Below are 13496 nucleotides of genomic sequence, written 5' to 3' on the forward strand. Positions count from 1 at the left end.
ATGTGTAAACTTTATTATGTCAAAATCGGAGTATGAATCTACTTAAAGAATTTTTACTGGGTGATAAATGCTCATACCTTGAAGGAAAAGAGCAGACTATGCATTACAAAGTCATCGATAATTGTTCAGCTCACTCGTGCCAAGAATTTATTGAAAGAGGCTTTCGACGTTTTGGTAAAATGTACTTCCGACCTATATGTGAGGGGTGTGATGAGTGTAAAAGTATTAAGATTGATGTAGAGAACTATAGCTTTTCAAAATCTGCAAGACGAGTGATGAGAAAAGCCAAAGATTTACGTGTTTACATTCAAAAACCAACACTCTCTCATGAACATCTGGAAATTTTTGAAAAATATCATCTTTATATGCATGAAAAAAAAGGATGGGATTATAATAAAACCTCACCTGATCATTACTATAATTCTTTTGTTAATGGACATGAAGATTTTGGATATGAAGTACTCTACTTCTTTGAAAACAAACTCATTGCAGTTGATTTGATAGATATTTTAGAAGATGGAATCTCATCCATCTATTTTTATTATGACCCGGAATTTGCATCGTACTCTCTTGGTAAGCTCTCTTTGTACAATCAAATAAAATATGCACAAAACTCTGGTAAAAAATGGATCTATTTAGGCTACTATGTAAAAGAGTGTCCATCACTTGCCTATAAAGCAGAGTATAAGCCTTACCTCACGCTAGAGGGCAGACCAAACGAGCAAGAGCCCTTTAAATGGTTTTAGAGAGTTCCTTTTTTTGATACTCTCTGATTTCCTCTTTTTTCTTTTTTAGCTCTTCTTGGAGTTTTTTCTCCAAACGCTCTTTTTCACGCTTGTCATTTTCTCTGATACGGCGAATACGCTCAGCTTCTTTTTCTTTTTTCGACATAATTCTTTTTTGCTGTGCCTCTTTTTTTGCTCTTAACTTTGCATCTTCATCTAGGTATGTTTGAATCAGTCCTGTTGCATTCATATCTTCCTGATGTGCAAAGTAGTAGTCAATTATCTCTTTTTTACGCTCTTGGGTATCAAGGAGACCTGTATTGATTATCTGTGAGAAAAGTCTGCTTTTTTCATGTTTTTTTGCAGCTTCATATGAGCTTGCAACCGAGCGTACAAAAAAGTCATTTGTTTTTACAAGCTCACGCAGCTTATTAAGGTATGCTTTCTTTGAAACAGCATTAGAACCAGTCTCTAAAGCAAAGCCCTCTTCTTTTGCTTTTTTTACATCTTCTACATACTTATCTATCTTTTTATCGTAGATTTTATACTCATCAATATTTTTAAGTTTTTCGATTTTATCGACATTATTATAGATAACATCACCTAATGCGGCAAAAGCAACCGGGTTCTGTGCTAACAAAAGAGTACTCAGTAGTAGAAATATAAAAAAGTTACGCATAAAATTTACCTATATTTTTTGAGGCAATTATAACAAATTTTTTATTTTTTATTAAATAAGAATGAAGTTTGCAACACTTTCATACAAAAGTGTTGCAAATAAAAAGAGGTTTAGAAATTACCCGTTACGTTTTTTGATAATCTCTTCAGCAACATTTCTTGGAACTTCTTCGTAGTGATCGAACTCCATAGAGTATGTTGCACGTCCTTGAGTATTTGAACGAAGGTCAGTAGAATAACCAAACATTTCAGATAATGGAACGAAAGCATCAACAATTTTGTTACCAGCACGGTCACTCATGTTGTTAACTTGTCCACGACGACGGTTAAGGTCACCGATAACATCACCCATATACTCTTCAGGAACTTCAACTTCAACTTTCATAATCGGCTCTAAAATCGCAGGATTTGCTTTTTTAGCAGCTTCTTTGAATCCCATTGAAGCAGCAAGTTTAAATGCCATTTCATTTGAATCGACATCATGGTAAGTACCATCATAAAGACTGATCTCAACATCTTCGATTGGATAACCGGCAAGTACACCACCCTGCATAGCTTCTTCGAAACCTTTTTCAACTGCAGGAATGTATTCTCTTGGAATCGCCCCACCTTTGATATCGTTATGGAAAACAAGTCCAGCACCAGCTTCAGCAGGTTTCATTTTGAATACAACGTGACCATACTGTCCACGTCCACCAGATTGTTTCGCATATTTGTAGTTTTCATCAACTTCATCACGAATCGCTTCACGGTAAGAAACCTGTGGAGCACCAACTTCTGCTTCAACTTTGAACTCACGTTTCATACGGTCAACGATGATTTCAAGGTGTAACTCACCCATACCAGAGATAATTGTTTGACCAGTCTCTTCATCAGTGTGAACTCTAAAAGATGGATCTTCTGCAGCAAGTTTAGAAAGTGCGATACCCATTTTCTCTTGGTCAGCTTTTGTTTTTGGTTCAACCGCAACAGAGATAACCGGATCCGGGAAATCCATTCTTTCAAGTACAACTTTTTCTTCTGGATCACAAAGAGTATCACCAGTCGTTGTGTTTTTAAGACCAACAACCGCACCGATTTCACCAGCGTAGATCTCTTTTACCTCTTCACGCTTGATAGCATGCATTTTCATGATACGACCAATACGCTCTTTTTTATCTTTTGTAGAGTTGTGAACATAAGAACCTGACTCTAAAGATCCACGGTAAACACGGATAAATGTAAGCTGTCCAACAAATGGGTCAGTCATAATTTTAAATGCAAGTGAAGCAAATGGTCCGTTGTCTGTAGATTCTACAACAACTTCTTTTGTTTCATCATCCATCATAGTACCAGTAATAGGCTCTGCCTCAACTGGTGAAGGTAAATAATCTACAACAGCATCAAGAAGTGTCTGAACACCTTTGTTCTTAAATGCAGTACCTGGAGTCATTGGAACGATTGCCATACCAAGTGTTGCAGCTTTGATTGCAGCTTTGATCTCATCTTCAGTGATCTCCTCACCTTCTAAGAACTTCATTGCAAATTCGTCATTACCATCAACTTCAGAAAGTGTTTCAAGCATTTTTTCTCTATACTCGTCAGCAATCTCTTGAAGCTCTGGACGGATATCTTGTTCGTGGTATGCAGAACCCATTGCTGCATCTTCATCCCAAACAATCTCTTTCATTTTTACAAGATCAATTACACCTTCGAACTTGTCTTCTGCACCGATTGGCAGTTGGAAAGGCATTGGATTACCTTTAAGACGCTCACGAATTTGCTTCTCTACTTCATAGAAATCTGCACCCGTTCTGTCCATTTTGTTAACGAAAACAATTGAAGGAACTTTATAACGGTTACGTTGTCTCCATACAGTCTCAGATTGTGGTTGAACCCCACCAACAGCACAGAAAACAGAAACAGCACCATCAAGTACACGCATAGAACGCTCAACTTCAATAGTAAAGTCAACGTGTCCCGGAGTATCAATAATGTTAATCTGTTTCCCTTGCCATTCACAAGTAGTTGCAGCAGAAGTAATTGTAATACCACGCTCTTGCTCTTGCTCCATCCAGTCCATAGTAGCAGCACCATCATGAACCTCACCGATTTTGTGCTCAACACCAGTATAGAAAAGAATTCTCTCTGTTGTTGTTGTTTTACCTGCATCAATGTGAGCAGCAATACCGATGTTTCTTACATCTTCTAATTTATGACTTCTTGGCATATTAATTTCCTATTACCATCTATAATGAGCAAACGCTTTATTAGCTTCTGCCATTTTATATGTATCTTCTTTTTTCTTGAACGCTGCACCTTTATCAGTTGCTGCATCCATAAACTCATTAGCCAATCTCTCAGCCATAGTTCTTTCATTTCTTTTACGTGCTGCATCTACTAACCATCTAATAGCTAGTGATTGCTGACGTACTGGGCGTACTTCTACTGGAACTTGATAAGTAGCACCACCAACACGGCGACTTTTTACCTCAATAATCGGTTTAACATTCTCAATAGCTTCATTAAATGTTTCAATACCACTTTTCTCACCACGTGAGCTAATGATATCCATAGCACTGTAGATGATTTTTTCTGCAACAGATTTTTTACCATCTAACATAATCTTGTTAATAAATTTCGTTAAAACTTTGCTTCCATAAATTGGATCCGGCATAATTTCACGAACGGGAGCTTTTCTTCTTCTCATTTGTTTTCCTTGTCTTCAATTTTTTCAAATTTACTCAAAACTTACGTAAAATTAATCGTGTAAGCCCTGTAGCTATCTTTGAATATATATTGTTGTTAAAAAAATAATCTCAGATTATTTTTTAGGCTTCTTAGTTCCGTATTTAGAACGAGCAACCATACGGTTAGCAACACCAGCTGTATCAAGTGCACCACGAACGATGTGATACTTAACACCAGGTAAATCTTTTACCCTACCACCACGTACAAGTACGATAGAGTGTTCTTGAAGGTTGTGACCCTCACCACCGATATATGAAATAACCTCAAATCCTGAAGTTAATCTAACTTTTGCAACTTTTCTTAAAGCCGAGTTAGGTTTTTTAGGTGTAGTTGTATAAACACGAGTACATACACCACGACGCTGTGGACAAGCTTTTAAAGCAGCAGATTTTGATTTCTTAACTACTTTTTTACGCTCTTTACGAATCAATTGATTGATTGTAGGCATACAATTCCTTTACTTAATTTTTTCCAGTAGAATGTAATTCCTAAAATTCATGATAAATTTTAGAGAATTATAGACACGGAATAATACAGAAAATCTATTTAAAGTAAGCTTATTTTAAGAAGGAATTAAAGAAATGAGTTTGTTTTGTGAAGAAGTGTTTGCGTGAGAAGCAGAGGATTAATCCTCTTGCTCTTCAAAGATAACTGTTTGATCTTTATAGATACCAGTACCAACTGGAATCGTTCTACCGATAATAACATTCTCTTTTAAGTTCTCTAAGTTATCAACTTTTGCTGAAACTGCAGCTTCAGTTAAAACTTTAGTCGTATCTTGGAATGATGCAGCAGAGATAATACTATCAGCTGATACTGCAGCACGTGTGATACCAACCAAGAATGGTTCAGCAATCGCAGGACGACCACCAAGACGCATGATTTTTTCATTCTCTTGAGCAAATTTCGTTTTAGAAACCAAATCACCTTCGATGAATTTCGTATCACCAGATTTTACGATTTTTACTTGACGTAACATCTGTGTAAAGATAACCTCGATGTGTTTATCAGCAATGTTAACCCCTTGAGAACGATAAACTTGCTGTACTTCAGATACAAGGTAGTTATAGAGTGCTTTGACACCCATGATACGTAAAAGTTCATGTGACGAGATAATACCAGTAGTAAGTCTCTCACCAGCGTGAACGAAGTCACCAGGATTTACAACAGGCTCATGAGATTTATCTACAAAATACTCTTTGATGATACCGTTATCAGCATTGCTTACAACGATTCTTACTTTTCCACGTAGTGGTTTACCAAAGCTCACAACACCATCAATCTCAGAGATAAGTGCTGTTGCTTTTGGACGACGACCTTCAAAAAGTTCAGATACACGTGGAAGACCCCCTGTAATATCTGATGATTTTTGTAATGCTTTTGGTGTTTTTGCCAAGATATCAGCAATTTTCACCTCTGCACCATCTGCAACAAAGATAGATGACTTTGGCTCAATCGCATAACGTAACAGTTCACCATCTTCAGTTGCAAGCACGATTGTCGGCTTGTATTCTGAAGAGATATGGTCATTGATCATAAGACGTGTCTTACCAGTAAGCTCATCTAACTGCTCAGATGCCGTTGTTCCAACAATGATATCTTCATATTTAACAACACCGTTTGCTTCAGAGATAATTGGATTTGAGTACGGATCCCATTCTGCAATCACAACTGATTCATCTGATGATGGTTTTGCGATTAATGTTTGCGTATCAACAGCTTCATCATCATCTGTAACAATAACAGAGCCACGAGCGATGTAGTGACGTACTGCTTCACGGTTATTTGAGTCAATAATAGCTGCAAAAAGACCTTTTTCAACTACTTCGTATCCAGATTTAAGACCTTCAAATCTCTCTAAATAATCACCTTTAAGTAAGAAGTACTTCACAGTACCCTCTTCTTTAGCAAAGATTTTTTGTGTTACTGGAGCACCATTGTCAACTAAAAGCTCTGACGCATATGGAATACGTGAAGGTACATTCCAACCATCTTTAATAGTCTCAACAATAGAATCTTCTGCTTCTACTTTTGTACCATTTTCATATGGGAAGTAATATTTTCCTTCAATCTGTCCAGATACACCTGCAAGTTCATTTGGTTTTGCAATCTCATTTTTACGTAATGCATATCTTACTGTATCATCTCCAGATGTTACACTGATGATAACTTCATCGTGAATCGTTTGAATCTCTACAGTACCTGCAAACGGTGCTTTGATCTTAGGCTCAACAAGTAAAACAGCTGCATTACGGCGGTTAGCCACAATGTTTTTGCCCTCTTTGTTTCTGTACGTTTTAAGGTTATAGTAACGAATGAAACCTTCTTTTTCTGCAATAACCTGACGCTCTTGTGCTGTACTTGATGCAGTTCCCCCAACGTGGAATGTACGAAGTGTCAGCTGCGTACCCGGCTCACCGATTGATTGAGCAGCAATAATTCCAACTGCTTCACCAGGACGAACAATATGGCCTGTTGCAAGGTTGACACCATAACAAAGTGCACAGATACCATCTTCACTTTTACATGTTGTTGGTGTTCTAATGTGTGCTGTCTTGATTCCAGCCTCTGCGATAACTTTTGCAGATACTTCATCAAGCAGTGTACCCTCAGCATAAAGAATCTCATTTGAGATTGGATCGATTACATCATCAGCAAGTACACGACCGTTTAGTCTGTCTTCTAAAGACTCAATCAGAGTATTTTGATCTGAAATATCAGAGATTTCAATACCTTCATGTGTATGACAATCATGCTCAACAATTTTCACATTTTGTGCAACATCAACAAGCTTACGAGTAAGGTAACCCGCATTTGCCGTTTTAAGTGCTGTATCGGCAAGACCTTTACGTGCACCGTGAGTTGAAATAAAGTACTCAATAACGTTTAGACCCTCTTTAAAGTTTGAGATAATCGGTGTCTCAATAATCTCTCCAGAAGGTTTAGCCATTAGACCCCTCATACCTGCAAGCTGACGAATCTGTGCCGCAGAACCACGAGCCCCAGAGTCTGCCATCATGTGAATAGAGTTAAATCCGTCTTTGTCGTTTTGTACCAAATCCATCATCTCTGATGCTAGTGTATTGTTTGTATCTGTCCAAACATCGATAATTTTATTGTATCTCTCTTGTTCTGTTAAAAGACCTGCTTCAAATTGCTTTTGGATCTCAATTACTCTGTTTTTAGACTCTGTAATTTTCCCAGCTTTCATATCAGGAACACGGATGTCATCAGCAGAGATCGATACACCTGCTTCTGTCGCATGTTTGAAACCTAAATCTTTCAGTCTGTCAAGGAATGATGCAGTAACACCAATACCACCATGCTTTTGAACATAATCAACAACTTCGTTAATCGCTTTTTTCTTCATAACTCTGTTCCAAAGTTCAGCCGGAACAAAATCAGGAAGAATTGCTTTAATTAAAAGACGACCTACAGTTGTATGAATGATACGACCATCAACACGAGTTCTTACTTTTGCGTGAATATCAAGTGCATCATGTTCTAGTGCAATACGAATCTCATCAACATTTGCAAAAAGTTTGTTTGAACCTTTTACTCCATTTTTCTCTAAAGAGATATAATAGATTCCAAGGACCATATCCTGTGAAGGTGTAGCAATCGCTTTACCTGATGCAGGAAGTAAGATATTCATAGATGCAAGCATCAGTACTTTCGCTTCTGCAATCGCAGCAGAACTTAATGGTACGTGTACAGCCATCTGGTCACCATCGAAGTCAGCATTGAACGCCGCACAAACAAGTGGATGAAGCTGAATAGCTTTTCCATCGATGAGTTTCGGGTGGAATGCCTGAATAGAAAGTTTATGCAGTGTCGGTGCACGGTTAAGCATTACTGGATAACCATCAACAATCTCAGCAAGACACTCCCAAACTTCATTTGTTTTGTCTTCAATCATCTTCTTCGCAGCTTTAACAGTTGTTGCATAACCTTTCTCTTCTAGTTTTGCAATCAAATGCGGCTTAAAGAGTTCAAGTGCCATCTTCTTCGGAAGACCACACTCATCCATACGTAAGTCCGGACCAACAACGATTACAGAACGTCCAGAGAAGTCAACACGTTTACCAAGAAGATTTTGACGGAAACGCCCTTGCTTTCCTTTGATAATCTCAGAAAGTGATTTCAGTGGACGTTTGTTCGCACCTTTTACTGCATTTGCACGACGACCATTGTCAAAAAGTGCATCTACAGACTCTTGAAGCATACGCTTCTCATTTCTTACAATAATCTCTGGTGCTTCAAGCTCTACAAGACGTTTTAGACGCTGGTTACGGTTGATAACACGACGATAAAGGTCATTTACATCAGAAACCGCGAATTTACCACCGTCAAGTGAAACAAGTGGACGTAGATCTGGTGGAAGAACCGGCAAAATCGTCAGCATCATCCATGCAGGATTGTTTCCTGAATTTAAGAAAGACTCAATAACTTTGAGGCGTTTATTGATAGTTTTTCTTTTTGCTTCTGATTTTGTTTCACCGATAGCCTCTTTAAGATGTGTAAAAAGATCAACCAAATCGATTGAGTCAAGAAGGTCACGAATAACCTCACCACCCATACGAGCTTTAAATCCTAATTCACCAAATCTCTGAACAAGTGTTCTGTACTGCTCTTCATTTAAAACATCATATTTAAGAACAGGAGTTTTTGCTTCAGCATCATAGTATGCCTCACCACCCTCTTCAACAATGTATGCTTCATAATAAAGTACACGCTCTAAATCTTTCATCTTGATACCAAGAAGTGTACCGATACGAGATGGTAATGAACTAACATACCAAATGTGTGCTACAGGAGTTACAAGCTCGATGTGACCCATACGAGTACGACGAACTTTCGTAGATGTTACTTCAACACCACATTTCTCACATACAACACCTTTGTAACGCATCTTTTTGTATTTACCACAAAGACACTCATAATCTCTTACAGGTCCGAAAATTTTTGCACAAAATAGACCGTCACGCTCAGGTTTAAGCGTACGGTAGTTGATTGTTTCTGGCTTTTTTACTTCTCCATGACTCCATGAAAGTACCTTTTCAGGTGATGCCAAACGAAACTGCAGTTGCTTAATATCTTTTGGTCTGTTCTCTTCTGTTACTTCTACGGGTACTAATCTACTCATCGTCTTCCACCTCATCCATAATCTCTACATCTAATGCAAGCGCTTGCAACTCTTTCGTTAATACAAATAGTGTTTCTGGGATTCCAGAAGCTGGTACTAATTCACCACGAGTAAGTGCTTTGTATGCACGAACACGTCCATCAACATCATCCGATTTGATTGTAAGCATCTCTTTAAGAACTGCTGATGCACCATATGCTTCAAGTGCCCAAACTTCCATCTCACCAAATCTCTGACCACCAAAGAGTGCTTTACCACCAACTGGTTGTTGTGTAACAAGTGAGTATGGTCCAGTTGAACGCGCGTGAATTTTCTCATCAACCAAGTGATGCAGTTTTAAGATATACATGTAACCAACGTTTACACGCTCTTTTATCTGCTCACCAGTTTTACCGTCAAATAGTACTACTTTACCATCTGCATCCATTTTTGCCAGTTCATAAATCTTTTCAAATTCACCAGCATTGACACCTTCAAAGATAGGTGTTGCAAATTTAACACCTTTTGCCCAGTCACGAGCATATTTTAAGAAAGTCTCATCATCCATATCACCGATAACTTTAGATGCATTCATAAGTCCTGCAACATCAGCGATAGTAATCATCTTCTCTCTTAGATTTTTAATGAAATCTGCTTGTTTTTTCTCAAACTCTTCTTGAATTTGGTTACCAAGTTCACGTCCTGCCATACCAAGGTGCATCTCTAAAATCTGACCGATATTCATACGAGATGGAACCCCTAGAGGATTCAGACATACATCTACTGAACGTCCGTCTTCCATATATGGCATATCAACTTCAGGAACAATGTTAGAAACAATACCTTTATTTCCGTGACGTCCTGCCATCTTATCACCAACTTTTAGGTGACGTTTTGTAGCGATATAGATTTTTACATACTTCACTACACCATTTGGTAAGATATCATCTTTTTCTAAAATAGAGAGTTTCTCTTCGTGCTCATCACGGAAGATTCTCTTTTGCTTTTGGAAATGGTTTTTCGTTTTTGTGTACTCATCTTGAATCTCTTGTGAGAATGACTTCACAATTGCATTCATTGCAAAACGGTTTACCTCTTTGAGATCTTCACCATTGATCACATCACCGGCTTTATACTCAGTATCACCGATTTTGATATCAGCTTGAAGAGGCTCACGTGTAAGCAGTTTTGTTACACGAAGCATCTCTTCTTTATCAATCATGATAAGTCTGTCATAGTGCTCACGCTCTAAATAATCACGCTCTTCTTTCTCAAGCTCGAGTGCACGTGGGTCTTTGTCATACCCTTTTTTCGTGAACACTTTGATGTCTACTACAACACCTTCCATAGATGGTGGGCAGTAGAGTGATTTGTTTACAACATGACCTGCTTTCTCACCGAAGATTGCACGTAAAAGTCTCTCTTCTGGAGTTGGTTTTACTTCACCTTTTGGAGATACTTTCCCAACGAGAATCATTCCACCTTTTACAGTTGTACCGATCTTAACGATCCCTGACTCATCTAAGTGAGCAAGCTCATCATCACGAACATTAGGAATATCACGAGTAATCTCTTCTACACCGTGTTTCAGCTCACGTGCTTCTACTTCTTTCTCATAGATGTGAACTGAAGTAAATGCATCTTGACGGATTAATCTCTCAGAAATTACAATCGCATCCTCAAAGTTATAACCATTCCAAGGCATGAAAGCAACCATAGCATTTACACCAAGTGCAAGCTCACCTTGGTCCATATTTGGACCATCAGCGATGATTTGACCTTTTTCAACGATATCACCAACATTTACGATTGGTTTTTGCGTGAAACATGTGTTTTGGTTGGTACGAAGATTCTTTTGTAATGGATAGTAATCAATGAAAATCTCTCCATCTTCTTCACCCATAACGTAGATATGTTTTCCATCTACTTTTTCAATCTTACCGGCACGTTTTGCTTTTACACACTCCCATGCATCACGAGCAACGAGCTTCTCAACACCTGTTCCTACCATTGGTGCATTTGCACGAAGTAGTGGCACTGCTTGACGCTGCATGTTCGATCCCATAAGTGCACGGTTGGCATCATCATGCTCAAGGAACGGAATAAGTGAAGCAGCAACACCAACAACCATTTGTGATGAAAGGTCTGCATATTCACAATCTTCCGGTTTACGAAGTAAAATCTCTCCATCTTGACGTACTGCAATCAGATCTTCAACAAACTGACCGTTTTCATCAAGTTTATTTGAAGCAGCAGCAATCATTTTGCCCTCTTCTTGTGTAGCAGTCAGATAAACAACTTCATTTGTTATTTTTCCATCTTTCATCACTTTGTATGGTGCTTCAATGAAACCATGCTCATTTACTTTTGCATACATTGCTAAAGTATTGATAAGACCAATGTTTTGACCCTCTGGAGTCTCAATCGGACAGATTCTACCATAGTGAGTCGGGTGAACATCACGCACTTCAAATCCGGCACGCTCTTTTACAAGACCACCTTCTCCAAGAGCTGAAAGACGACGTTTGTGTGTAACTTCAGAAAGTGGATTCGTTTGATCCATGAACTGAGAAAGTTGTCCACCTGAGAAGAACTCCATGATAGTCGATGTAATCATTTTTGAGTTGATTAAGTCATGCGGCATAAGCTCATTCATTGGACCACTCATAGTAGAGAGCTTGTCACGAATCGCTTTTTGCATTTTCACAAGACCGTTGTGTAACTCATTTCCTAAAAGCTCACCGATTGAACGGATACGTCTGTTACCTAAGTGATCTCTATCATCGATATGACCTTGACCATTTTTAACTTTGATAACATATTTTACAGACTCGATGATATCTTCATGCGTAAGTACTGTTACATACTCAGGAATGTTCATTCCAAGTTTGTGATTCATCTTCATACGACCAACTTGCGTAAGGTCATAACGTTCTGGGTCAAAGAAAAGCTGATTTACGAAAATTTTCGCAGCTTCTTTTGTTACCGGCTCACCTGGACGCATAACTTTGTAGATACGAATCGCAGCTAAATCATTCTCATCTTCAATCTCTTCCGTTTGTTTGAGAAGTTTCAATGAATCTGCGTCAGCATTGAATGCATTGATGATTGAGCTATCAACACCTTCTGCCAAATCATTGGCGATTTTGAATTCACTTACACCGATTTCAGCCATCTTTTTGAGTTTTGACTCATCAATGTGTGTCATCGTATCAAAAAGAACTTCACCAGTCTCAGGGTCAATGATAGGCTCTGCAAGATAACGATCAAGTAGAATTTCTAAAGGATACTGAACTTCTTTAAGTCCATCATCGATGAATTTTTGTGCTTTTTTCGCAGAGAGTCTTTTTCCAGATGCAACAAGAACTTTACCATCTGCATCCATAAGATCATATGTCAGACGTGCTGCATAATCTTTTGGATTGAAATCCATTAAGAATTGGTTCTCATCAATCTTAATTGTCTGAATAGGATAGAAAAGTTTTAAGATATCTTGTTTTGAGTAACCAAGAGCACGGAACATAATAGTTACAGGAACTTTACGACGCTTGTTGATTCTCATATAAAGAATATCTTTTGGATCATACTCAAAGTACAACCATGAACCACGGTCTGGAATAATCTGACCTGTATAGATAAGTTTGTTTCCAGCAGTAGTTGACTCTTCTTCTTTAAAGATTACACCAGGTGAACGGTGAAGCTGATTTACAACAACACGCTCTACACCATTGATGATAAAAGAAGTTCTATCTGTCATAAGTGGAATATCACGAACAAAGATTGATTGTTCTTTGATATCTTTTACACCAAGTTTCTCTTTAGTGTTTTCGTCTCTGTCCCAAAGTACAAGACGTGTTTTCATTCTAAGGCTTACAGCATATGTAAGACCTCTCTCCATACACTCACGAACAGTATATTTAGGGTTTGTTACCTCTGAACCGATGTACTCAACAGTCAATCTGTTTTGCGCATCATGAATAGGGAATACTGATTGAAATACTTTCTCAATTCCACTAGCAGTTCTATCTTTTTTGTCTAACATTAAAAATGTTTCATATGAACTTTGTTGGAGTTGGAGTAAATTTGGTACTTCAATTTCTTGAGGAGTTTTAGAGAAGTCTACACGAAGACGGTTTCCGGAATATAAAGTGTTTAACATAGGCTACCTCGATAAGTTGTTAATTAGGGGCTTGAATATCTCAAGCATATCGTATCTAGTCGTCACCAGATAGATTTTA

General features: G+C 38.2%; 7 protein-coding genes. 1 reads left to right on the forward strand and 6 read right to left on the reverse strand.

Going from position 1 to position 13496, the window contains the following annotated elements:
* Positions 1 to 32 precede the first annotated feature (32 nt).
* Positions 33 to 746 (forward strand): arginyltransferase, encoded by a 714-nt coding sequence (locus tag MNY27_RS02265; RefSeq protein WP_152183689.1) that lies wholly within the window; start codon positions 33 to 35, stop codon positions 744 to 746.
* On the opposite strand, the gene MNY27_RS02270 is transcribed toward MNY27_RS02265, so the two are convergent.
* The 6 genes from MNY27_RS02270 to rpoB form a co-directional block, all read right to left on the reverse strand.
* Entirely contained in the window at positions 733 to 1404 is a 672-nt protein-coding gene (locus MNY27_RS02270) for a hypothetical protein (RefSeq protein ID WP_152183690.1), read from the reverse strand. The genes MNY27_RS02265 and MNY27_RS02270 overlap by 14 nt on opposite strands.
* A gap of 117 nt (positions 1405 to 1521) precedes the next feature.
* Positions 1522 to 3612, reverse strand: coding sequence for an elongation factor G (gene fusA / locus MNY27_RS02275; RefSeq protein WP_152183691.1), 2091 nt, complete (start codon positions 3610 to 3612; stop codon positions 1522 to 1524).
* A gap of 12 nt (positions 3613 to 3624) precedes the next feature.
* Positions 3625 to 4092, reverse strand: coding sequence for a 30S ribosomal protein S7 (rpsG, locus tag MNY27_RS02280; protein WP_152183692.1), 468 nt, complete (start codon positions 4090 to 4092; stop codon positions 3625 to 3627).
* 114 nt (positions 4093 to 4206) lie between these two features.
* The gene (gene rpsL, locus MNY27_RS02285; protein WP_152183693.1) at positions 4207 to 4581 is read right to left on the reverse strand and encodes a 30S ribosomal protein S12; all 375 of its coding nucleotides are present in this window, start codon (positions 4579 to 4581) and stop codon (positions 4207 to 4209) included.
* 177 nt (positions 4582 to 4758) lie between these two features.
* Positions 4759 to 9279 (reverse strand): DNA-directed RNA polymerase subunit beta', encoded by a 4521-nt coding sequence (gene rpoC, locus MNY27_RS02290; protein WP_152183694.1) that lies wholly within the window; start codon positions 9277 to 9279, stop codon positions 4759 to 4761.
* Positions 9272 to 13417 carry a DNA-directed RNA polymerase subunit beta gene (gene rpoB / locus MNY27_RS02295; RefSeq protein WP_152183695.1) on the reverse strand — a complete coding sequence of 1382 codons (4146 nt, stop codon included), beginning with the start codon at positions 13415 to 13417 and terminating at the stop codon, positions 9272 to 9274. Before rpoB ends, rpoC begins: the two co-directional genes overlap by 8 nt.
* Between the last annotated feature and the right edge of the window lie 79 nt (positions 13418 to 13496).

The organism is Sulfurimonas sp. NWX79 (genome assembly GCF_039667035.1).
Classification (GTDB): Bacteria; Campylobacterota; Campylobacteria; order Campylobacterales; family Sulfurimonadaceae; genus Sulfurimonas; species Sulfurimonas indica.

Excerpts from the sequence above, each read along its gene's own strand:
- MNY27_RS02270 (WP_152183690.1), bottom strand. The coding sequence starts at position 1,404 with ATGCGTAACTTTTTTATATTTCTACTACTGAGTACTCTTTTGTTAGCA.
- rpsG (WP_152183692.1), bottom strand. The coding sequence starts at position 4,092 with ATGAGAAGAAGAAAAGCTCCCGTTCGTGAAATTATGCCGGATCCAATT.
- rpsL (WP_152183693.1), bottom strand. The coding sequence starts at position 4,581 with ATGCCTACAATCAATCAATTGATTCGTAAAGAGCGTAAAAAAGTAGTT.
- MNY27_RS02265 (WP_152183689.1), top strand. The coding sequence starts at position 33 with ATGAATCTACTTAAAGAATTTTTACTGGGTGATAAATGCTCATACCTT.
- fusA (WP_152183691.1), bottom strand. The coding sequence starts at position 3,612 with ATGCCAAGAAGTCATAAATTAGAAGATGTAAGAAACATCGGTATTGCT.
- rpoB (WP_152183695.1), bottom strand. The coding sequence starts at position 13,417 with ATGTTAAACACTTTATATTCCGGAAACCGTCTTCGTGTAGACTTCTCT.
- rpoC (WP_152183694.1), bottom strand. The coding sequence starts at position 9,279 with ATGAGTAGATTAGTACCCGTAGAAGTAACAGAAGAGAACAGACCAAAA.